The 23,051-nt window shown below is 68.0% G+C and carries 13 protein-coding genes; 5 read left to right on the forward strand and 8 right to left on the reverse strand.

The window, feature by feature from the left end; translation table 11 throughout:
• Positions 1 to 74: 74 nt before the first annotated feature.
• Genes BN13_RS01405 through BN13_RS01420 form a run of 4 tightly spaced genes read right to left on the reverse strand, consistent with a single transcriptional unit; the run spans position 75 to position 6,430 of the window.
• The gene (locus BN13_RS01405; protein ID WP_084733493.1) at positions 75 to 2,102 is read right to left on the reverse strand and encodes an ABC transporter permease; all 2,028 of its coding nucleotides are present in this window, start codon (positions 2,100 to 2,102) and stop codon (positions 75 to 77) included.
• On the reverse strand, positions 2,099 to 3,148 hold the full coding sequence (locus BN13_RS01410) for a quaternary amine ABC transporter ATP-binding protein (protein WP_048543821.1): 1,050 nt from the start codon (positions 3,146 to 3,148) through the stop codon (positions 2,099 to 2,101). Before BN13_RS01410 ends, BN13_RS01405 begins: the two co-directional genes overlap by 4 nt.
• Positions 3,149 to 3,161: 13 nt before the next feature.
• On the reverse strand, positions 3,162 to 4,958 hold the full coding sequence (gene betA, locus BN13_RS01415; protein WP_235433898.1) for a choline dehydrogenase: 1,797 nt from the start codon (positions 4,956 to 4,958) through the stop codon (positions 3,162 to 3,164).
• Positions 4,955 to 6,430: an aldehyde dehydrogenase family protein gene (locus BN13_RS01420; protein WP_048543822.1), complete on the reverse strand. Its 1,476-nt coding sequence runs from the start codon at positions 6,428 to 6,430 to the stop codon at positions 4,955 to 4,957. The genes betA and BN13_RS01420 overlap by 4 nt, the downstream gene beginning before the upstream one ends.
• A 125-nt stretch (positions 6,431 to 6,555) precedes the next feature.
• On the opposite strand from BN13_RS01420, the gene purU reads away from it, so the two are divergent.
• The 3 genes from purU to BN13_RS01435 all read left to right on the forward strand — a co-directional run bounded on the left by purU (position 6,556) and on the right by BN13_RS01435 (position 10,828).
• Positions 6,556 to 7,410 carry a formyltetrahydrofolate deformylase gene (gene purU / locus BN13_RS01425; protein WP_048548733.1) on the forward strand — a complete coding sequence of 285 codons (855 nt, stop codon included), beginning with the start codon at positions 6,556 to 6,558 and terminating at the stop codon, positions 7,408 to 7,410.
• Positions 7,411 to 7,424: 14 nt separating this feature from the next.
• Positions 7,425 to 9,548: an acyltransferase family protein gene (locus BN13_RS01430; protein WP_048543824.1), complete on the forward strand. Its 2,124-nt coding sequence runs from the start codon at positions 7,425 to 7,427 to the stop codon at positions 9,546 to 9,548.
• 299 nt (positions 9,549 to 9,847) lie between these two features.
• Positions 9,848 to 10,828, forward strand: coding sequence for a polysaccharide deacetylase family protein (locus tag BN13_RS01435; protein WP_162199894.1), 981 nt, complete (start codon positions 9,848 to 9,850; stop codon positions 10,826 to 10,828).
• Positions 10,829 to 10,944: 116 nt separating this feature from the next.
• On the opposite strand, the gene BN13_RS01440 is transcribed toward BN13_RS01435, so the two are convergent.
• The 4 genes from BN13_RS01440 to dnaE all read right to left on the reverse strand — a co-directional run bounded on the left by BN13_RS01440 (position 10,945) and on the right by dnaE (position 20,120).
• Positions 10,945 to 12,663: a bifunctional metallophosphatase/5'-nucleotidase gene (locus BN13_RS01440; protein WP_048543827.1), complete on the reverse strand. Its 1,719-nt coding sequence runs from the start codon at positions 12,661 to 12,663 to the stop codon at positions 10,945 to 10,947.
• A 168-nt stretch (positions 12,664 to 12,831) separates the two neighbouring features.
• On the reverse strand, positions 12,832 to 14,964 hold the full coding sequence (locus BN13_RS01445) for a S9 family peptidase (protein ID WP_321162885.1): 2,133 nt from the start codon (positions 14,962 to 14,964) through the stop codon (positions 12,832 to 12,834).
• 103 nt (positions 14,965 to 15,067) lie between these two features.
• The gene (locus BN13_RS01450) at positions 15,068 to 16,480 is read right to left on the reverse strand and encodes an FAD-binding oxidoreductase (protein ID WP_084733495.1); all 1,413 of its coding nucleotides are present in this window, start codon (positions 16,478 to 16,480) and stop codon (positions 15,068 to 15,070) included.
• Positions 16,481 to 16,538: 58 nt separating this feature from the next.
• On the reverse strand, positions 16,539 to 20,120 hold the full coding sequence (gene dnaE / locus BN13_RS01455; RefSeq protein WP_048543829.1) for a DNA polymerase III subunit alpha: 3,582 nt from the start codon (positions 20,118 to 20,120) through the stop codon (positions 16,539 to 16,541).
• Between the two features lie 176 nt (positions 20,121 to 20,296).
• Here dnaE and BN13_RS01460 point away from each other — a divergent pair, with 176 nt between their 5' ends.
• Entirely contained in the window at positions 20,297 to 21,751 is a 1,455-nt protein-coding gene (locus tag BN13_RS01460; RefSeq protein ID WP_048543831.1) for an O-antigen ligase family protein, read from the forward strand.
• Positions 21,748 to 22,953: a glycosyltransferase gene (locus BN13_RS01465; RefSeq protein ID WP_048543833.1), complete on the forward strand. Its 1,206-nt coding sequence runs from the start codon at positions 21,748 to 21,750 to the stop codon at positions 22,951 to 22,953. The genes BN13_RS01460 and BN13_RS01465 overlap by 4 nt, the downstream gene beginning before the upstream one ends.
• The last annotated feature ends 98 nt before the right edge of the window (positions 22,954 to 23,051 follow it).

A 23,051-nucleotide genomic window follows, 5' to 3' on the forward strand; every position in this document is an offset into this window, starting at 1 on the left:
TGCTGGTGGTCTGGACATTTCGTGGTCCCTGGCTAGGGATGGGGGCAGGGGCGGGGAGATGGCCGGATGGGGAGTCATCGCCGCCCCCGCGGGAGGCTGAGCCACTGCGTCTCCTTGGGAGCCGGTTCGGCGGCGCGGCGCGCGATCCGGTCGAGCAGTATGCCGAGCAACACGATCGTGATGCCCGCGGCGGCCCCCTTGCCCCATTCCTCGCTGCGCGTGGTGCCAAGGACGACGTCGTAGCCGAGGGCGCCGGCGCCGACCATGCCCGCGATGACGGCCATGGCCAGCACGAAGAGCAAGCCTTGGTTCGTCGCGAGCACGAGCGAGGCGCGGGCCATCGGCAGCTGCACCTTGCGGATCTGCTGCAGGCGCGAGGCACCGGTTGAACGGGCGGCCTCCATCGTCGTCGCCGAGACGCCCTTGACGCCGTCGGCGACGAGCTTGATGGCGACGGGCGCGGCATACGCCAAGGCGGCGATGATTCCGGTGAACCGGGACGGGCCGAACAAGGCCAGCACCGGTACGAGATAGACGAAGGCCGGGATCGTCTGGCCGGCATCGAGGAAGGGACGCACCGCGAGATCCGTGCGCGGGCTGCGCGCCATGGCCACGCCGACGACGACGGCGATCGCCATACACAAGAGAGTGGCAACCAGCGTCATGGCGAGGGTGATCATCGCGTTGTGCCACTCGCCGAAGAAGCGGATGCCGGCGAGGCAGGCGAGCGCGGGCACGAACGACTTCCAGCCGCCGAGGACGAAGGCGAGGGCGGCGATCGCCAGGAAGGCCAGCCACCATGGGGATTCGGCGATGAACGACTGCAGCGGGTTGAGCAGGCCGTAGGTGATGCCGTCCTTGATGCTCCCGGTGAACGGGGAGATGCTGGAGGTGACCGAATCGACCGCGTGATCGGCCACATTGGCGATCCGTCGGCCGATGCCGCGGTCGGTGAACTCGGCCGCCCAGAACTTCTGGGTCGAGAGCCACAGTGCGGCCACGGCGGCGAGGCCGCCGCCGACGAGTAGCGCCCGGTGCACCGGCGGTTTGAGGCCACCGCCGCGGGCGATGACATCGGCGCGCTCGCTCGCGGCCGTCGTGCCGCGGTCGAGCATGATCGCGATGGCGACGATGAGCAGGCCCGGGATCAAGGCCGTGCCCACGTCGTTGATCCGCAGCCCGGCAAGCACCGGTTTGCCGAGGCCGGGACCGTCGACGAAGGAGGCGATGGTTGCCATCGAGAGCGCGGCCATCGTGGTCTGGTTCAGGCCGACGATGATGGTGCGCTTGGCGATCGGCAATTGCACCGTCCGCAGGCGCTGCCACCGAGTCTGGCCGAGGGAGTCGGCGACCTCGATCATCGTCGCCGGCACCGACCGGATGCCGTGGGCGGCGATCCGGATGAGGGGCGGAACGGCATACAGCATCGTGGCGACGACCGCGGAGGCGGCGCCGATGCCGAAGAAGAGGACGATGGGCAGGAGGTAGACGAAAGTCGGCATCGTCTGGAGCAGATCGAGGACCGGCTCGATGACCCCATTCGCGCGCTTCTTCGTGCCCGCGAGAATCCCCAGCGGCAGGCCGATGACGACGCAGATGAGGACCGAGACGCCGACGATGATCAGCAGATCCATCGAGTCGCTCCAGTAGCCGAAGAGGCCGAAGGAGACGAAGGTGCCCAGGGTCAGCAGCGCGATCCGCCAGTTGGCGAGGGCATAGCCGAGCCAGGTCGCCACCGCGGTGACCCCGAGCCAGCCGATGCGCGGGACGGGGCGGGGTTCGGCCGGGATCGAGATGAGCCGCTGCAGCCAGGTCACCATCGAGCGGAAAGCATCGGCGAGCGCACCCGTGATCCGCATCAGCGGGTTGGTGTCGCGGCCCGCGAGCATGTGGTCACGGAAATCGTTGAGCGCGTTCATGACCGACGTCTTGTCGCGGCCGAGCAGGACCAAGGTGTCGTGGCCGCGGGTGAAGAGCCACACCACGAACCACACCAGCAGGATCACCAGGGCTGGCTGCCAGCGCGGCCGCGGGTCGATGGCCGGCGGGGCGGCGGCGGCCCGCCCGCGGCGGGTGACCCCGGGGCTGGTCGTGGTCGTCATTCGTGATCCTGCTCGGCGACGACGACCCGCAGGATGTCTTCGTCGTCGACGACCCCGACGAAACTGCCGGCATCGTCGACGACCCGCACGACGCCTTGGTGCGCTAGGACGGTGCGAGCGGCTGTCCGCACGATGGTCGACTGGTTGAGGGTCGGTGCGCCGACGCCTTCTAGGTCGGAGGACGGCGGCCGCATGACCCACCGCAGGGTGAGCACGTGCGCCTTGTTGACGTCGGCGACGAAGTCACGCACATAGTCGTCGGCCGGGGCGCCGATGATTTCGTCGGGCTGGCCGATCTGGACGATCTCGCCGTCACGCATGATCAGGATGCGGTCGCCGAGTTTGAGGGCCTCGTCGAGGTCGTGGGTGATGAACACCATCGTCTTGCCGACTTCGTCGTGCAGGCGGATGACTTCCTTTTGCATGTCGCGGCGGATCAGCGGGTCGAGGGCGCTGAAGGGTTCGTCGAACATCAGGACGGCCGGGTCGCCGGCCAGGGCGCGGGCCAGGCCGACGCGCTGCTGCATGCCGCCGGAGAGCTGGTCGGGGAAGTTCTGCTCGTAACCCGACAACCCGACGAGGTTGATCATGTTCTGGGCGCGGGCTCGGCGGTTCGTCTTGTTGTCGCCGCGAATCTCCAGGCCGAAGGCGACATTGTCGATGACCTTGCGGTGGGGGAGCAGCCCGAAGTGCTGGAAGACCATCGAGATCTTGTCGCGGCGGACCTGGCGCAGAGCCGCGTCGTCCATCGCGGTGAGTTCCTGTCCGTCGAGGACGACCGTCCCGGCGGTCGGCTCGATGAGCCGGGTGAGCAGACGGACGAGCGTCGACTTGCCGGAGCCGGAAAGGCCCATCACGACGAAGACCTCGCCCGGGGCGACATCGAAGCTCACATCCCGCACGCCGATGACATGCCCGGACTTGCGCTGGAGCTCGGCCCGCGACAGCGCGGCGTCCGGGGTGCCGATGAGGCGTTCGGCCTTGGGGCCGAAGATCTTCCACAATCCGCGGACCTGCAAGGCGGAGGAGTCGGCGGGCGTCGTCATGTCGTGACTCCGATCAGTCGGCCGGGCCGGCCGGGTGCTGCGTCGCCGCCAACGGAGTTCTGTTCGGCGGATCTGCTGTCGGCGGATCGAGCGGGGTGCCGGTTCGGTGGTTGTACCACGGTGCGCTCGACGGGGCTAGGGGCGACTCGCCGCGGATGAGGTCGGCGGCCTTCTCGGCCAGCATGATCACCGGGGCATAGATGTTGCCATTGGTGACATAGGGCATCGCGCTCGCATCGCCGACGCGCAGGCCGGTGGTGCCGTGCACGGACATGGTGGCGGGGTCGAGCACCGATGCGTCATCGACGCCCATCCGGGCGGTGCAACTGGGATGCAGCGCCGTCTCGGCGTCGGCCCGCACCCAGTCGAGGATCTGCTCATCCGTCTCGACCTGTGGGCCGGGCGAGATCTCCCCACCGTTGTATGGCGCAAGCGCCGGCTGCCCGAGGATGTCGCGCGCGACTCGGATCGCCTCGACCCACTCGCGGCGATCCTGATCGGTGGAGAGGTAGTTGAAGCGCAGCGCCGGCTTGACCCGAGGGTCGACGCTGCGAATGCGGCAGGTGCCGCGCGCGTCGGAGTACATCGGGCCGATGTGCACCTGGTAGCCGTGTCCCTCGATCGGGCTCCTCCCGTCGTAGCGGATGGCAATCGGCAGGAAGTGGAACATCAGGTTGGGGTAGTCGACGTCGGCATTGCCGCGCACGAAGCCGCCGCCCTCGAAGTGGTTCGTCGCGCCCAGGCCCTTGCGGAAGAACAGCCAGTCGGCGGCGAGTTTGGGGCGGTTGCGCCACTTCAGACCCGGGGCGATCGAGACCGGGAGCTTGCTGGCGTATTGGACGTAGACCTCGAGGTGGTCCTGGAGGTGATCGCCCACTCCACTCAGCCCGGAGACGATGTCGATCCCCATGGGGCGCAACAGTTTTGGATCGCCGACACCGGAGAGCTGAAGGAGCTGCGGGGTGTTGATCGCGCCGCCGCACAGCACCACCTCACCCGCCTCGACCGTATGTCGCCGGCCCAGGGAGACGTAGTCGATTCCCGTCGCGCGCGTGCCGGCGAACCGGATGCGCGTGGTGAGGGCGAGGGTGCGGACGTGCAGGTTCGGGCGGTGCATCACCGGGTGGAGGTATGCCCGTGCCGCCGACAGTCGGCGACCCCGGTGAATCGTGCGATCGAACGGGCCGAAGCCCTCCTGGCGATAGCCGTTGGCGTCATCGGTTCGCGGGTAGCCCGCCTGGACGGCGGCGTCGAAGAAGGCGCCGAAGAGGGGATTCTCGGCCGGGCCGCGCTCGAGGATGAGGGGCCCCTCGCCGCCGCGCCACGCATCCGCACCGGCCAGGCACGTCTCCATGCGCTTGAAGTAGGGCAGGCAGTGCGCGTAGTCCCACTGCTCCATGCCGGGATCGCCGCCCCAGCGCTCGTAGTCCATCGGGTTTCCCCGCTGGAAGATCATGCCGTTGATGCTCGACGACCCGCCGAGGACCTTTCCGCGGGCGTGATAGACCCGCCGTCCGTTCATGTGCGGCTCGGGATCGGACTCATAACGCCAGTCGTAGAATCGGCTCCCGATCGGGAACGGCAGCGCCGCCGGCATGTGGATGAACGGGTCGATGATCAGGTCGCTCCGTCCGGCCTCCAACACCAGGACTGAGGTGTTCCGATCTTCGGACCGGCGATTGGCCAGCACGCAGCCGGCGCTCCCGCCGCCGACGATGACGACATCGACGCGAGCCGGGGCGGGGCCCAGGGTGGTCGCGGCCAAGGCGGCGTCGACGCCGGCGGCGAGGCGCGGCATACGGTCGGTCATGCGAACCACCCCGACGGGGCGGGGGCGGTGTTGCGCCAAATGTGCTTGGTCTCCTGGTACTCCTCCAGGCCGAGCTCGCCGAGCTCACGGCCAATCCCGGACTGCTTGTAGCCGCCCCACTCGGCCGGGGCGACATAGGGGTGGTAGTCGTTGATCCAGACCGTCCCAAGGCGCAGGCGGGCGGCGACACGCTCGGCGCGCGCGTCGTCGCCGGTCCACACGGCGCCCGCCAGGCCATAGATGGAGTCGTTGGCGCGGGTGATCGCCTCGTCCTCGGAGGCGAAGGTCTCGACTGTGAGGACCGGGCCGAAGGATTCGTCTTGGACGATGTCCATCTCGCTGCGGCACTGATCGAAGACGGTGGGCAGGTAGTAGGCGCCATTGGCCAGGGCGGGATCGTCCGGGCGAGCCCCGCCGCAGCGGAGGCGGGCGCCCTCGGCGAGTCCGCGCGCGACATACGCCTCGACCTTGGCCAGGTGGGCGGCGGAGGTGAGCGATCCGGTCTGGGCGGCGTCGTCGAAGGGCAGACCGGGACGTATGGTGCGTGCGCGCGCGACGAGGTCCTCGACGAAGTCGGCGGCAATGCTCTCCTCGATCAGCAGACGCGCACCCGCCGAGCACACCTGGCCCGAGTGCAGGAAGACCGCCGTGAGGGCGTTGTCGAGGGCCGCCTCGCGATCGGCGTCGGCGAAGACGATATTGGGGTTCTTGCCGCCGAGTTCGAGGGCGACGCGCTTGACACCGGGGGCGGCCTGGGCCATCAGGTGGCGCCCGACGGCGAGGCTGCCGGTGAAGGAGACGAGGGCGACGCGCGGGTCGGTGGAGAGCGGCCCGCCGCAACCGGGCCCGGTGCCGAGGACGAGATTGGCGACCCCGGCCGGCACGCCGGCCTCGTCGAGGGCGCGGATCAGCGCGATGCTCGAATGCGGGGTGATCTCGCTCGGCTTCAGCACGAAAGTGTTGCCAGCCAGGAGGGCCGGGGCGATCTTCCAACTGGCCTGCAGGAGGGGATAGTTCCACGGGGTAATCAGCGAGCAGACGCCGATCGGCTCCTTGACGATGCGGCTGTCGATGCCGTCGCGGCCGGTGTCGACGCGGCGTTCGGTGCTGAGTTTGGTGCCAAGCGAGGAGTAGTGCTCGAAGACGGAGACGACGTCGTCGATGTCGTACTCCGCCTCGACGAAGCGCTTGCCCGTGTCGAGGGCCTCGGCGCGGGCGATGGCGTCCTTGTCGCGGCGGAGTATCTCGGCCACCCGGCCGAGCACGGCGGCGCGTTCGCTGATCGGGGTGCGCGGCCATGCGCCATACCCCGTGTCGAAGGCGGCATCCGCCGCCGCGATCGCGGCAATCGTGTCGACATCACTGGCCTCGTCGACGTCGGCGACGATCTCGCCGGTTGCGGGGCAGACGATGGTGCGACTGCCGCCGTTGGCGGCACTCACCCACCGCCCGTCGATGAACAGCTCGGGCACCCAGGACCTCTCTATCCGCCGTTGCGCAATGTGCAACGCGCGCTGTGGTGCGGAACAGCATGGTCCCCGCGGGCGGCGCGGTCAAGGCGGCGCGGATTACGAATCGCGCACTACGATCCGAGGCCATGACCCCCGAATTCGTGCTGACGCTGTCCTGCCCCGACCGGCCTGGGATCGTGGCCGCGGTCGCGACCTACTTGGCGCAGTCGGGGGGAAATATCGTCGAGAGCCAGCAGTTCGATGATCGCCGCACGGGGCAGTTCTTTATGCGCGTGCATTTCGAGACCCCCGGCGGGGGGCGCTCGGTCGAGGAGTGGCGTGGCGGATTCGACTCTGTGGCAAGCGAGTTCGCGATGGAATGGGCAATCTGGGATGCGCGTGCGCCATACCGAACGCTGTTGATGGTCAGCAAGTTCGGCCATTGCCTCAACGACCTGCTCTATCGGTGGCAGGCCGGCGCGCTAAACATGGAGATTCCGGCGATCGTCTCCAATCACCCCGACATGGAGCCGCTAGCGCGGCAATATGGCATCCCCTATCACCACATCCCGGTCACGCCGGAGAGCAAGCCGGAAGCAGAAGCCGCGCTGCTGAAGTTGGTGGAGGACAACGATATTCACCTCGTCGTCCTGGCGCGCTATATGCAGGTGCTCTCGGACGAGCTCGCGACGCGGATGTCGGGTCGGATCATGAACATCCACCACTCCTTCTTGCCGTCCTTCAAGGGTGCCAAGCCCTATCACCAGGCCTTCGCCCGGGGAGTGAAGCTCGTCGGTGCCACCGCGCACTATGTGACCGCGGACCTGGATGAAGGCCCGATCATCGAGCAGGACGTGATCCGCGTCGATCACCGGATGGTCGCCGAGGAGATCGTGCGCGCGGGCGAAGAGGTGGAGGCCCGCGTGCTGACTCGGGCGCTGCGCTGGCACTGCGACAATCGCGTCTTCCTGGCGGGCGACCGGACGGTCGTCTTCAGCTGATCCGCGGCGCGAGCGTGGCTGATCGGGATTCGGCGGCGGGCTTCCGGGCGGACGTCGAGGGCCTGCGAGCGATCGCGGTCCTGACGGTGATGTGGTTCCACGCCGGGCTGGGCGGGCTCACCGGCGGGTTCGCCGGGGTCGACATCTTCTTCGTCATCTCGGGCTTCCTGATCACCGGACAATTGGTGCGAGAGGTCGAGGCCAGCGGGCGGATCTCCTTGCCCCGGTTCTATGCCCGCCGCGCCAAACGCCTCTTCCCGGCGGCGGCCACGGTGTTGGTGGCGACGGCGGTGCTGACGTTGCTGGCGCTGCCGCGCGTGACATGGCGGGACACCGGCGGCGACCTCGTAGCAGCCGCCGCGTATGTCGTGAACTGGCGGCTGGCGGCCCGATCCGTGGACTACCTCGCCACGGACACAGCGCACTCGCCGGTGCAGCAATTTTGGAGCTTGGCCGTCGAGGAGCAGTACTACTTGCTGTGGCCGGTGCTGCTCACGCTCGTTGCCGTCCTCATCCGGCGGTGGCGGTTGCCGGTGCGGCCGATGATGGGAGTGGGCCTCGCCGCGATCACGATTCCGTCGCTGGCGTGGTCGATTCACCTGACGTCGAGCGACCCGGCCCGGGCCTACTTCGTGACGACAACTCGCCTGTGGGAGTTGGGAATCGGTGCCCTGGTGGCCGTCGGTGCCCCCGTATGCCGCGCCCTCCCGCCGCGGGTCGGCGCGGCCTTGGCGTGGGCCGGGCTGGCCTTGATCGGTGTCGGGTTGTGGACGCAGGACACCACGACCTCGTGGCCGGGGTCGGCGGCGTTGGTCCCGGTCCTGGGAGCCGCCGCCGTGATCGCCGGTGGGGCCGCTGGAGGTTGGGCCAATGTTGGTGGGGCCGCCGTTGGTGGGGTCCGCGGTGGTGGGTGGGGCCCGGTGGCGCTGCTCGGCATACGCCCATTGGTGTGGATCGGTGGACTGTCGTATTCGCTGTATCTCTGGCACTGGCCATTGGTCGTCGTGGCGACCCATGTGTTCGACGGGCTGGCACCGTGGCAAGGCGCCGCGGTCGTGGCGGCGAGCGTGGTGCCCGCCTGGGTGACGCAGCGCCTCATCGAGAACCCGCTGCGCTTCCATCCGGCCGTCGTCGCGCGCACGCGAACGGCGCTGCTGCTCGGTCTGGTGTGCTCCCTCGTGGGCGTCGGGACGGGAGCGACGCTGCTGCGGGCGGGAGGACACAGCGGCTTCGCCCCGATCGACCTGAGCTCGATCCCCGTTTCGCGGGCGGGTGCCGGGGTGCTCGGGACCGGCGCGACGCCGCGGCCGGTCGAGATCGACCAACATCCGGTCGGGGTCACGCCCGATCCACTGCGCGCTCCCGACGACGCCCCGCGACTGTACGCCGACGATTGTCAGGTCGAGTTGGCTCCCGTTGAGGTCAAGGTATGCCGCTACGGCTCCCCGGGGTCGAGCAAAGTCCTTGCGCTGGTGGGGGACTCGAAGGCAGCGCAGTGGTTCCCGGCGATCGAGCGGTTCGCCGACACGCACGGCTGGGAGGTTCGGACCTATCTCAAGTCCAGCTGCCCATGGAGCCCGGCGCTGATCTATGGGGGAGTGGACGCCGACCACCGCTATGTCGCCTGCCAGGAGTGGGGCCGCGCCGTTCTCGCCCGGTTGAGCGGGCCCGAGCGGCCGACCGTCGTGGTGACGTCAGGGATACGGCGGGTCGCGTATGCCCCGGACGGCACCGAGCAACTGTCGGTCATGGTGGACGGCTATGTGGACTACTGGCAGCGCCTGGGTCGGCTGGGGGTGCCCGTGGTGGCGGTGATGGACACCCCACAGCCGGGGCTCACGGCATACGTCTGCATGACGGACCACCCGGGCGACTTCATGACTCGCTGCCGGGGCGCGTGGAACACCGGGTCAGGGGGTCTGGCGCTGGTGGAGGCGGTCAAGCGGGTGCCGACGGCGCGCCTGATCGATATGAATCCCTGGGTATGCCCGCAGCAAGGGTGCTGGCCGGTGATCGGCCATGTGCTGGTCTGGCGGCAAAGCGCCCACCTGACCGCCACCTATGTCGAGACCCTCGCCCCCGTCTTCGATGCGCGCCTCACCGCGGCGTTGCGGGAGTTGCGCGTCCCGGCCGGGTAGCCACTTCCCGTCCTCGGGTCGAACTCCTGCGGACGCAATAACCCGCGGGTCGAACTCCGGCGGACGCAATGGCCCGCGGCGGACGCAATAGCCCGCCGCGGACGCAATAGCTATTGCGTCCGCGCCAGGTTATTGCGTCCGATTGAGTCCCGACTCCAGGTTATTGCGTCTCCTGCTGGTGCCTCCCTGGCCAACCCGTCCCACGCTGGGTCCCAACACAACCCGTCCCACGCTGGGTCCCAACACAACCGACGGGCGGGCTGGCACGTCATGGAGGTATGGCTGCTAACTTCTCGGGCGTGACAAACGCCCGCCGCATCGCTTCCGCACTGTCTGCTGTCGCTCTCGCGGGGGCGCTGCTACCAGGCACCTCCGCCTCGGCGGCAACGGTCAACTGCACCTCAAGCACGCCGCCCACGTCGCGGCCGGCCATCAACTACGGCGACAGCGGAACCTGTGTGGCGCTGGCCCAGCGGCTGTTGAAGCAGGCCTACTTCTACAACGGGCCGACAACAGGCTTCTGGAATGCCGCCGCCCGCGACGCCATGATCAAGTTCGCCACGTCATACCGCCTCGTGCGCCGGGACGGCTCGGTGCGCAGCGCGGGCTGGGACGTGTTGACCAAGGTGAACGCGCCTTTCCAGAAGTACAAGTGCGGCAACGCCTCGACCGACAAGGTGCTCCTGGTCTTCGACGACGAGCCCACGAGCGCCACCTCATACAAGGCCCTGATCGACGCCGCGAAGGCCGGGGGCTATGGCATCGGCATCGCCCCCAATGGCAAGTTCGTCGCCTCCGGCTTGGTCGATGTGACGATGGCACGCAACCGCGGCCTGCTCGTGGTCGACCACACCTATGACCACGATCTGCTCACGAATATGAGCTATGACCAGGTCGTCTGGGAGATCACGCGGCCTTACAACGGAAGCAACTACGTCCGCCCGCCCTATGGCGCCTACAACTCCACGGTCGAGACGGCCTTCGCGAAGTACAAGAAGAACAACTGCCTGTGGGACGTCGACCCCCGCGACTGGGCGCGCTCGACGAGCAAGGCTCCGCTCGAGGTCCCCGACTTCAAGGTGACCCCGCAACAGGCCGCGGACTACATCGTCGGCAACGCCTGGGGAGGCTCGACCGTGGTGGTCCACCTCCAGCACCTCGGCACCGATGCGTCCCTGCTGAAGTACATCGACGACGGCCTGCGGCAGCGCGGCCTGCGCCTTTGCCGCAACTGGCCACGCCCGACCAACGTCCTGATGCCGAACCAGTACTGCCTCTGAAACTCCGGCCGCAACCAGCATCAGCGACCCCTGCCAACACATCGACGGGCAGAGACACGCCGTATGCCGAGGCGATCCTCGGCGTGTCTCTGCCCGTCGACTGGGGCTAGGTCGAGTTAGAGACCCGCCACCCGGTCCGGGGGCGGGGTGACACCCGGGTGGGTCCCGAGGTAGTCGACGACATTCGCCAGGTCTTCCTTGCCGCCGACCAGGTTGGTACCGGCCGTGAATCCCGTGAACGAGTCACCGCCATTGGCGAGGAAGTTGAGCGTGCCGACCCGGTAGGTCGCCGTCATGCTCATCGGGGCGCCATTGAGCATCATCGAGGAGGCGACGACTCGGCTGCCCTGCGGTTGGGTGGCATCCCAGGTGTAGGTGAAGCCGTCGGACACACCCAGCGCGAGGTTGTCGCGGCCGCCGGAACGACCGGCGACGTACTGCTGCTCCAAGGTGTCCTTGATCTGCTGTCCCGTCATGTCGAGGGTGACCAAGAGGTTCCCGAAGGGCGAGGTGTTGTAGGCCTCGGTGTAGGTGATCTCACCCGGCTGCTCGCCATTGCTGATCTGGTCGACCAGGAAGGATGCCCGGACACCACCGACGTTCATGAACGCGATCTGGCTGCCACCGGACTGCGTGCCCCACTTGATGATGTCGGCCATCAAGTCCGCCATCGGGGTTTCGATGCCACGGTCGCCATTGGAGTCACCCTTGACGTCTGCCGCGACGGTGCCCACGACGCGGCCGGCCATCGGGCCGGCGAGCGCGCGCCACTTGTCGAGCACGGCGGTCTCGGCCGGGTCGGGCGTGGACGTGCGGTCGACGATGACATTCGTGGCGCGCAGGGTCGGACGCACGATGTCGTGGGTGACGGTGTCGATCTGGAAGTAGGACTCCGTGACCAACTGCCCATACGACGCCGCCGACGTGAGCAGCCGGGGACGGCCGAGGGAGTCGGTGATCTTGCAGATGTAGGGCTGGTGCGTGTGTCCGGACACGACCATGTCGATGGCTGGGTTGACCCGCTGCGCGATGCTCAGGATCGGGCCGGAGGCGGCGGTGCAGTCACTGAGGCCGCCGGTCTGGTTGAGGCCCTCGTGGATGAGCAGGACGATCGCCTTCACCCCGGACTTCATCAGGTTGTTGGCCTCGCGGTTGGCCGCGTTCACCTCGTCCTGGAAGACCACGCTTGACACCCCGGCCGGGTCGACCAGCGACGGCGTGCCCTTGAGCGTCATGCCAATGAAGCCGATCTTCTGCCCGTTCACGGTGCGCACGGCCGTGGCCGCGAGCAAGGGCTTGCCGGTCGACTTCTTGATGACGTTCGCGGTCAGATACGGGAAGTTGGCCCCGGCATACGGCTGGTCGGGGAAGTAGCAGCCGGCGACCGGGTGGCAGCCGCCGTTCTGCATCCGCAAGAGTTCGGCCGTGCCCTCGTCGAACTCGTGGTTGCCAACGCTGGACACGTCGAGACCGAGCGTGTTGAGCGATTCGATGGACGGCTCGTCGTGGAACATGCCCGACAGGAAGGTCGAGCCACCGATCAGGTCACCGGCCGCGACCGTGAGACTGTTCGGGTCGCCGATCTTCTTGCGAAGTTGGGTGAGTTTGGCCGAGAGATACTCCACGCCTCCCGCGGGGGTTTGGCTCGGGTCCGCAGCCATGGGCTTGTCGGTGGCCTCAAGGTGGCCGTGGTAGTCGTTGAACGACAACAACTGCACGGTGATTCTCGGGTTGACCTTCTCGGTGTCCGCGCTGGCGCCGCCGGCCCCAGCCAGGGACGCGGCCATCGCGGCGACCGCCGTGGTGGTCGCGATCGCGGTGAATTTCCGTCGCACTCTTTCCTCTGTCCTCCCAGGTGCGAACGGCGCTGTACCGTTCGCCACTGCCAGGGGACGCTACCGGCCATAACGCGCGGGCGGGAGACCCCGCGCGCGGATTTCACCCAACTTTCTCCGGCGACATTCGGGAGCGGCGCTCAAGGCCGTCGCCCGCGGCCTTGCCGACTACCCCACGCCCAACTGGTCCAGCAGCACCGCCCAGTCCCAGGCGATCTCGTGCCATGCGTCATACCGACCGCTGCGACCGCCGTGCCCCGCCGACATCTCCGTGTGCAGCAGGATCGGCCGCGTCGTCGAATCGTTCGTTGCGTGGGTGCGCAGTTTCGCGATCCACTTCGCCGGCTCCGTCACCAGGACGCGGGTGTCGTGCAGCGACGTGGTGGCCAGGATGGCGGGGTAGTCCGTGCGGCCGACATTGTCATAGGGGGCATAGCTCGCCATCACCTCATATGCCGCGGCATCCCCCAGCGGATTGCCCCACTCCTCCCACTCCCCCACCGTCAGGGGCAGATCCGGGTCGAGCATCGAGGTAAGGGCGTCGACGAAGGGCACCTTCGCGTGCGCGAACCGGAACCGGTCCGGGGCCAGGTTGAGCACGGCGCCGATCAGCAGCCCGCCGGCGGAGCCGCCCTCGCAGGCGAGACGTGCGGGGTCCGCCCAGCGGCCTCGCACAGCATCGGCGACGGCGACGAAGTCGGTGAAGGTGTTGCGCTTGCGTTCGAGCTTCCCGTCGTCGTACCAGCCCCGCCCCATCTCGCCCCCGCCTCGGACGTGCGCGACGACATAGACCAGCCCGCGGTCGAGCAGGCTCAGCCGAGCCACCGAGAAGTAGGGATCGTTGGGAATCTCATAGGCGCCATACCCCGTCAACAGGGCGGGAGCCGTGCCATCGGCCACGACGTCAGCACGGCGGACAACAGACACCGGTATGGCCGTGCCGTCCCCCGCGCGGACCCACTCCCGGGACTCGACGTAGTCGCCCGGGTCGTAGCCGCCGAGGACCGGTTGGCGCTTGACGAGGGCGCGGGCACCGGTCAGCGGGTCCACGTCATAGGTCGATCGGGGTACGACGAAGCTCTCCTCGACGACGGTCAGCACCGGTGCGTCGAGTTCGGGGTTCTCTGCCAGCGCGACGGTGTTGAGGTCCCCGCCGGCGGGCCAGTCGATCGGGTCACCGAACCCGGTCGGTGAGCCGGGGTCGCGCGGCAAGACCCGCAGCGTGGGGAGGCCCTGCGCGCGGAGGGACAGCACGGCATACGCCTCGAAGGTGTCGATGTCGAGGAACCGCTCCCCCGGCCCGGAGGCGAGAACGGGAACCCAGTCGGCAGGGTCGGTGCTGGTCAGGGGTGCGGCGGCGAGATCTGCCTCGGGGTTGTGGGTGTTGTGAACGATGAGGAGGCGATCGCCGTCGACTTCGATGTCGTATTCGATGCCCTCCCGGCGCGGCGCGACGCAGCGCCAGGCGCCGAGGGGGTCATCCGCGGGCAGCAGCCACGTCTCGCTCGTGGTCTTGGACCCGACGCCGATCATCAGGAAACGGTCGTCCCGGCTACCGCCGATGCCCATCCAGAAGCGCTCGTCGTCTTCCTGATACACCAGCACGTCCCGATCGGCCAGCGTGCCGATCTCGTGGCGCCAGACCTGATGCGGGCGCCAGGCGTCGTCCAGGGCGATGTGGAACAGATACCGCCCCGAGGCATCGAACTGCAGGCCGTAGCCGGCCCCGGCGATGGCGGCATCGACAACATGACCAGACTCGATCTCGGTGACGGTCACCGCGAACCGCTCGTCGCCTTCCAGGTCGATCGCCGCGGCGAGATAGCGGTGGTCGGCGCTGACTGTGAGGGCTCCCACCGCAAAGAACTCGTGACCCGCCGCCGCCTGATTGCCGTCGAGGAGGATCTGCTCGCCCGGCAAGGTGCGACCGGCCTCGATGTCAGGTCGAGGTTCACCCTTGACCCGCGGGCTGCGGGCGTGAATGGCGTACTGCTGGCCTTCGATGGTCCGCGAGTAGTACCACCACGGTCCATCACCGACGGGCACCGAGAGGTCACTCTCCTGCACGCGCCCCTTGATCTCCGTGAACAGTTGCTCCCGCAGCGGCGCGAGATGCGCGGTGCGGGCCGCGGCATACGCGTTCTCGGCCTCGAGATAGGCGATGAGTTCCGGGTCTCTGCGATCCTTCATCCAGTCGTAGGGATCGCTCGCCGTCACGCCGTGATGGGTGCGCTCGAACGCGCGCATCGGGGCGATCGGGGGCGTGTTGTCAGAGCCCGAGGGCGTCAGCGGTGCGGTCACCGCGTCAATCTAGTTTGTGGGGCGTGGGCATTCCCCGGCAGTCCCGGACGGGGTCCTCGCGAAGTATCGGAGCGAGGAACGAGCGGAGAACTTCGTGGGGTTATTAAAAGCCGGCGCCAGGGTTGAGGATGCCGGCCGGGTCGAGGGCATCCTTTATCCGCAGGGTCAACGCCATCACGTCGGGGCCCAGCTGATCGGATAGAGCGGCCCGCTTGAGGCGGCCGATGCCGTGCTCGCCCGTGATCGTCCCACCGAGCGAAATCGCCAGTGCCAACACCTCGTCGAAGGCCTTCCTGGCGGACCGGGCCATGGCCGCGTCGGCCGCATCGAAGACAACGATCGGATGCGTGTTGCCGTCGCCGGCGTGGGCCACCGTCGGGATCCCGACACCGTTGCGCACGGCGATGTCCTCGATGCCGGTGAGCAGGGTGGGCAGGAGCGGCACCGGGACGCCGACATCCTCCAAGAGCAGTGAGCCGAGGCGTTCGACCGCCGGGAAGGCCGCCCGGCGGGCGGCCACGAACCCGGCGCCCTCCTCGGGATCGTAGGTGGCGAAAACTTCGGTCGCGCCGTTGGCGATGCAGGCCGCCTCGATGACGGCCACCTCCGCCACGGCCGCCTCACCGGGGGCATCCGACTGAACCAGCAACAAAGCCCCGGCCGACCGGTCCAGGCCCATCCGGGTGTAGTCCTCCACGGCATTGATCGACGCCCGATCCATCAACTCGACCATGGCGGGCCGGACCCGCGCGCACATCGCGACGACCGCATCGGCGGCGCCCTGCACCGTGGGGAAGCTCGCGACCAGCGTCGCCGGCGGCGGTGGGGTCGGGACCAGGCGCAGGATCGCGCGGGTGACGATGCCGAGCGTCCCCTCGCTGCCGACGAAGAGCTTGACCAGGGAGAGCCCGGCCACATCCTTGACCCGCTGCCCGCCCAGCTTGACCAGGGTGCCGTCCGCGAGCACGACGTCGAGGCCGAGGACGTAGTCGGTGGTCACGCCATACTTCACGCAACACAGCCCGCCGGCATTGGTGGCGACGTTGCCGCCGATCGAGCAGATCTCGAAGGAACTCGGGTCCGGCGGATACCACAGCCCGTGCTCGGCGGCGGCCGCCTTGACCTGGGCGTTCAATGCCCCCGGCTCCACGATCGCGGTCCGCGTCGCCACGTCGATCTCGATCGCCGTCATCCGATCCAGACTGAGCGTCAGTGCCCCGTCGACGGCGAGGGACCCGCCGGACAGTCCCGATCCCGCTCCCCTGGGGACGATGGGTATGCCGCGCGCCGCCGCCCAGCGCACGCCGGCTTGGACCTCATCAACGGTCCGGGGCCGCAGGACGGCCAGGGGCTGCCCCGCGCTGGCGTCGCGAGTCCAGTCGGTGCGGTAGGCATCCATGACGGCCGGATCGGTGACAACGACGTCCGGACCTAGCTCCTGCAGGAGTTCGGTCTGCAGTTGCTGGACCGGTGGATGGTCGGCAGCCTGGGGCGCGGTTGATGAGTCGGACGACATGGGGGTCACCTTTGGCAACTTAGCCCCTGGGGACACTCAGTTAGCCCGGTGGGCACCCTCAGCTGACCGCGCGGGCCCCGAGGAGCACCTTGAGGTCGCCGATGAGAGCCTCGGTCGCATTGACGCGGAACTGATCGTCGAGGCGCAAGAGGACGGAGCGGCCGGGCTGCACCAGCTTGACGTGAACCTCGGTCGCCCCTGGATAGGACGCCAGCACGGCCTTCAACTGCTCGATGGCGGGTTGGGTAGCCCGCGTCAACTCCATGGAGACCACCACCGGGCCACGGGGACCTTCGGTGATCTCGGGAATGGTGAAGTCCATTGCCGAGAGCTGCACCCCGTCGTCTCGCCGGCGCACCCGGGCTCGCACGGAACACACGGCATCCATTGCGAGCAGGTGCTGGCAGGCGAGATAAGTCTTGTTGAAGAACATCACCTCGACGGCGCCGCCGAGGTCCTCGACCGTCACCGTCGCATAGGCGTCGCCTCTCTTGTTGCGCTTGACCGCCAGTCCGGTGATCAGGCCCGCGATGGTGACCTGCGCGCCGTCCTCGTGGCTGGCGTCCTCGTCCAGGAGCGCGGCGATCGGAGTGTCGGAGTTGCGCGAGAGGACGTGCTCGATCCCGAACAACGGGTGGTCACTGACATACAAGCCGAGCATGTCCCGCTCGTGGGCGAGTTGGGTTCGCTTGTCCCAGTGCACGGCGGGCACCGGCGGTAGGCCGGACAGATCCATGCTCAGGTCGTCGTCGTCCTCGAAGCCGCCGAACAGCGAGTCCTGCCCCATGGCCGCCGCGCGCTTGCCCTCGACATAGGCATCGACGTAGTCCTCGTGGATGCGCAGCAGGCCGCCTCGCGGCTGGCCGAGGTCGTCGAAGGCACCGGCCTTGATCAACGACTCGATCGTTCGCTTGTTGCACACCGAGATCGGCACCTTGTCGAGGAAGTCGCTGAACGAGACGAACTTTCCCTTCTCGTCGCGGGCCGCCACGATGGCATCGACGACATTGCGCCCGACATTGCGGATGGCTTCGAGGCCGAAGCGGATGTCACTACCCACGGCGGCGAAGGCGGCTCGCGACTCATTGACCGACGGCGGCAGCACGGTGATGTGCATTCGCCGCGCCTCGTTGAGGTAGAGCGCCGACTTGTCCTTGTCGTCCCGGACGCTGGTGAGCAGGGCGGCCATGTACTCGGCCGGATAGTTGGCCTTGAGATAGCCGGTCCAGTAGCTGACCAGGCCGTATGCCGCAGTGTGCGCCTTATTGAAGGCATAGTCCGAGAACGGGACGAGGACGTCCCAGAGGGCTTTGACCGAATCCTGGTTGAAGCCTTGGGAGCGCATGCCCGAGGAGAAAGTGTCGAACTCGGCGTCGAGGACTTCCTTCTTCTTCTTGCCCATGGCCCGCCGCAGCAAGTCGGCCGCACCGAGGGTGTAGCCGGCCAATTTCTGCGCCAGCTCCATCACTTGCTCTTGATACACACAAAGCATGTAGGTATTGCCGAGGATGGGCTGGAGTGCCTCCAACATGGCCGGTTCGAGCTTGCCGTCCAGCTTGGGGTCGAGGGGCACCTCCGCCTGCTTGCCGTTCTTGCGCAGGGCGAAGTTCGTGTGCGCGTCCACGCCCATCGGGCCGGGGCGATAGAGCGCGAGCGCGGCGGAGATGTCCTCGAAGTTGTCCGGCTGCATGAGTTTCAGCAGAGTGCGCATGCCGCCGCCGTCGAGTTGGAAGACACCGAGCGTGTCACCGCGCGACAGCAACTGATAGGTCGCCGGGTCGTCGAGCGTCTCCGACAGCGCGTCGAGGTCGATCTCCTCACCGCGGTTGTCGCGGATGTTCTCGATCGCGTCGTCGAGGATCGTCAGATTGCGCAGGCCGAGGAAGTCCATCTTGACCAGCCCGAGTTGCTCGCAACTCGGGTAGTCGAACTGGGTGATGATCTGCCCGTCCTGCTCCCGCTTCATGATCGGGATCAGGTCGGTCAGTGGTTCGCTGGACATGATCACGCCGGCGGCGTGCACGCCGGCCTGGCGCTTAAGCCCCTCGAGGCCGATGGCCGTGTCGACGATTTCTTGGACCGGCTCCTCGACCTCGTGGATCGCCCGGAAATCGGCGCCGTCGGCGTAGCGGGAGTGCTCGCTGTTGAAGATCTCCTTCAGCGGCACGCCCTTTCCCATGACGTCGGCGGGCATCGCCTTGGTCAGCCGGTCCCCCATCGCGAACGGATGCCCGAGCACCCGGGCCGCGTCCTTGACCGCCTGCTTGGCCTTGATCGTGCCGTAGGTGACGATCTGGGCGACGCGATCATCGCCATACTTCTCCGTCACATAACGGATGACCTCACCGCGCCGGCGCTCGTCGAAATCGACATCGAAGTCGGGCATCGAGGGCCGCTCCGGATTGAGGAAGCGCTCGAAGATCAGGCCGTGCCGCAGCGGATCGAGATCGGTGATCCGCATGGCATAGGCGCACATCGAGCCGGCACCCGAGCCGCGCCCCGGGCCGACGCGGATGCCATTGTCCTTGGCCCAATTGATGAAGTCGGCGACGACGAGGAAGTAGCCGGCATACCCCTTGCCGACGATGATGTCGATCTCGTATGCCGCCTGCTTGCGTGACTCCGCCGGCACCCCGCCGGGGTAGCGCGCCTGCAGGCCGGTCTCGACCTCCTTGATGAACCACGACGTCTCGTCCTCCCCCGCCGGGCAGGGGAACCGGGGCATGTACTGCCCCTCCTTCTCCACGAACGAGACGTCGCACATCTCGGCGATGCGAAGCGTGTTGTCGCACGCCTCGGGCAGCTCGCGGAAGAGGTGGCGCATCTCGGCGGCGCTGCGCAAATAGAAGTTCTCGGCGTCGAATTTGAAGCGGCCCGGATCCATCAGGGTCGAGGCGGACTGCACACACAGCAGCGCCGCGTGCGCCTTGGCGTCCTCGGCCTTGGTGTAGTGCAGGTCGTTGGTCGCCAGCAGGGGCAAGCCCATCTCCTTGGCCAGCCGCAGCAGCTCCGCCTGCGTCTGCCGCTCGATGGGTATGCCGTGATCCATCACCTCAGCGAAGAAGTGCTCCTTGCCGAAGATGTCGCGCAACTCACCGGCGGCCTGTTTGGCCTCGGCATACTGCCCGAAGCGCAGGCGGGTCTGGATCTCGCCGCCGACGCAACCGGTGGTGCCGATCAGCCCATCGGCATACGTGCTGAGCAGGTCGCGGTCCATGCGGGGCTTGTAGTAGTGCCCCTCGAGGGAGGCCAGCGAAGACATGCGGAAGAGGTTGTGCATGCCCTCGGTCGTGCGTGAAAGCAGGGTCATATGGGTGTAGGCACCGTTGCCGCCGATATCGTCGCGGCCGCCGTCACCCCACTTCACGCGGGTCTTGTCGCCGCGGGCGGTGCCGGGAGTGATGTAGGCCTCGACGCCGATGATCGGCTTGATGTCGTATTTGCGGGCCTTGGACCAGAACTCGTAGGCGCCGTAGATGTAGCCGTGGTCGGTCGTGGCGATGGCCGGCATGCCCTGATCGGCGGCCGCTTTGAGCAATTCGTCGATGCGGGCCGCACCGTCGAGCATGGAGTACTCGGTGTGGACGTGGAGGTGGACGAAGTTGTCCTGCGGGGCGGCTGCGGAGGCTGGATTCGACATCGGATCTGAAGTCTAGGCAGACCCTCCGACACCCCCCGGCGTGTCGCCGATCGTGTCGCGGGGCGGGTCGCGGCATACCGTCGGAGCGGGCCGGGACCGACACAACGGTGACGGAGCACCCGGGCCGGCGGGCTAGAATCGACGTTCGTCATGCCTGAAATCTCCCGGGGGTCGTTGTGAGCGCTGCGCTCGAGATGGCGACCCCGAGCACCCTCCCCGCGCGCGTCGCCTCGGCGCGAGCCGGCGTGGACCGAGGTATCACCGGCACGACGCTGGGTCTGGGCTGGTTCGCCCTCAATGTGCTCGCCTGTTTCGTCGGCGGCGCCAAGCTCGTGACGCTCGCCTTCCCGGCGGGCGCCGTGCTCATGGCCCTGGGCCTGCTGTTCCTGCGCCGGTGGAACTCCTATCTGGTCTTCACGATCATCATGTGGTTCACCTCCAACGAACTTCGCCGGTTCGTGGACTGGAAGACCACCTACCACGCTCAAAGCCCCGTCATCCTGACCGCCGCCCTCGTGAGCCTCGTCGCCCTCCCCTGGGCGCTGCTGGCCCGCCGTCGCGTGCGCAAGGAGACGATGAATCTCTTCTCGATCGCGCTCGCGTGCATGGCGTATGCCGCCCTGGTCGGCATCGTGCGCAACGGACCGGTCGCCGCGGCCGTCGACATCTTCTATCTCATCGGCCCGCTCACCACCGGCCTCTTCGTGCTCAAGGTGATCGAGGACGACGAGCAACTTCGCCGCATCATCCGCTCGGTCGCGATCTGGGGCGCGATGCTGATGGGCGGCTACGGCATCATTCAGTTCCTGATCCTGCCGCCGTGGGACAAGGCCTGGCTGGTCGGGTCCGCGGTCACCAACCTCGGCAACCCCACCCCCGGCGACTTCCGCACCTTCTCGACGCTGAGCACCACCGGTCCTCTCGGCCAGGTGCTCGCTGCGCTCCTGCTGATCGCCGTCGCGGAGAAGCGCATTCCGCGCCAGTTCCTGGCCATGGGTCTGGGGTTGGTCTGCCTCGGCACGACCCTGGTCCGCGCCGGCTGGATCGGCCTGTTGCTCGGGATGGTCCTGCTCTTCGTCCTTGGCCGCACCAAGATCATGCGAATGGGCGCGGTCATCGCGATCCTCCTCGCCGGACTGATCGTCCTGGGCGGCCCGATCATCGACCGCATCGAAGGCCGTGCCTCCAAGACGACGAGCCAGACGACCGACGACACCAGTTTGCAAAAGCGCATCCAGTTCCAGACGCGGATCGCCCCGGAGGTGTTGAGTGACCCGGTCGGCCTCGGCTTCGGCGCCACCGGTCGCGCCACCGACCTTCACTCCGGCGACTTCACCGACCCGAAGTACCACAACTTCGACTCCGGCCTGTTCGAGTCCTGGGCCCGCTACGGCGTCATCGGCGGATCACTCCTGCTCGGCTCGCTCGTGGTCGCGACGGCCAAGGCGGTTCGGCGCGCCCGCCGCACCGATCTCACCGACGCCTGCCTCGCGGCCGCCGCGCTCGCCCTCACCTTCGGCATCGTCTTCACCGACACCACCCGAGCGGTGTATGGCGTGATGCTCTGGATCTGTCTGGCCACCCTCGGGCGCACCCGCCGACCCGCCCCGGCCGCGGAGGTCCGCGCATGACGGCCACACCCGCCCGTCAGGAGCGCCCGCGGATCGCCTTCGTCGATCACATCGCCCAGATCTCCGGTGGCGAGATCGCGCTCATCCGCCTCGTCGAGGGTCTCGGCGACCGCGTCGAGGCGCACGTGATCCTGGGTGAAGACGGCCCGCTCGGCCCGGCGCTGGAGCAGGCCGGGGCAACAGTGCACGTCCTGCCCATGCTGGAGTCCCTGCGGGACACCCGCAAGGAGACCATCAAGCCCGGCGCGCTGGGCGTTGCGGCGGTCACCGAAAGCGCGCGCTATCTGCGTGACCTGCGGGCGTTGCTCAAGCGCATCGACCCCGATGTCGTGCACACCAACTCGCTGAAGTCCTCGCTGATCGGCGGCCTCGCGGCGCGCGCCGCCCGCAAGCCCGTGCTGTGGCATGTCCGCGACCGCATCAGCTCCGACTACCTCCCCACCCCCGCGGTATGGCTGGTCCGGGGACTCTCCTTGGTCGTCCCCTCCAGCATCATCGTCAACTCCGAAGCCACCGCGGGCACGCTGCCGCGGCGCAGCACGGTCATCCATGATGTCGTTCCGGCGGCCCCGGACCTGCCCGCTCGCGAGTCGGGTGCGCACGACACTGTCGTGATCGGCATGGTCGGTCGCCTCGCGCCGTGGAAGGGCCAGGACGTGTTCCTGCGCGCCTTCGCCCGGGCGGCGGATGGCCGTCGGCTGCGGGCGCGCCTGATCGGCTCGGCCATGTTCGGCGAGGACGACTATGTGGCGTCCCTGCACCGGCTCTGCGCGGACCTCGGCATCGTCGACGTCGTCGACTTCCGCGGATTCCAATCCGACGTATGGGGCGAACTCGCCGCCCTGGACATCCTCGTCCATGCGTCGGTCACCCCCGAACCCTTCGGCCAGGTCGTCATCGAGGGGATGGCCGCCGGCGTCGCGGTGATCGCCGCCGATGCCGGCGGCCCGGCCGAAGTCGTGACGGGTGGGGTGGACGGGCTGCTGGTCCCGATGAGCGATGTCGCCGGCCTGACGGCCGCCATCGCCAGGCTGGCCGACGATCCCCAGCTGCGGACCCGGATCGCCGCGGCCGGCAAGGCGCGCAGCGCGCACTTCGATCCGGAGAAGGTCGCCACCGGCGTGCTCGAGGCCTATGCGCGGCTTTCCACCAAGACTTCGCGGCGCCGCCGCGTAACGAGGCACCCGGCGGGCGTCTCCTGACACAACCTCGACCGGTTGGTCGCCGGTTCGGCCCGGAACGGTCGAGGCGGTAACCTAGCCAGTCGGACATCGACGGAAGATCAATGCAAAACCATCAG

It is taken from the genome of Nostocoides jenkinsii Ben 74 (assembly GCF_001046875.1).
GTDB lineage: Bacteria > Actinomycetota > Actinomycetes > Actinomycetales > Dermatophilaceae > Nostocoides_A > Nostocoides_A jenkinsii.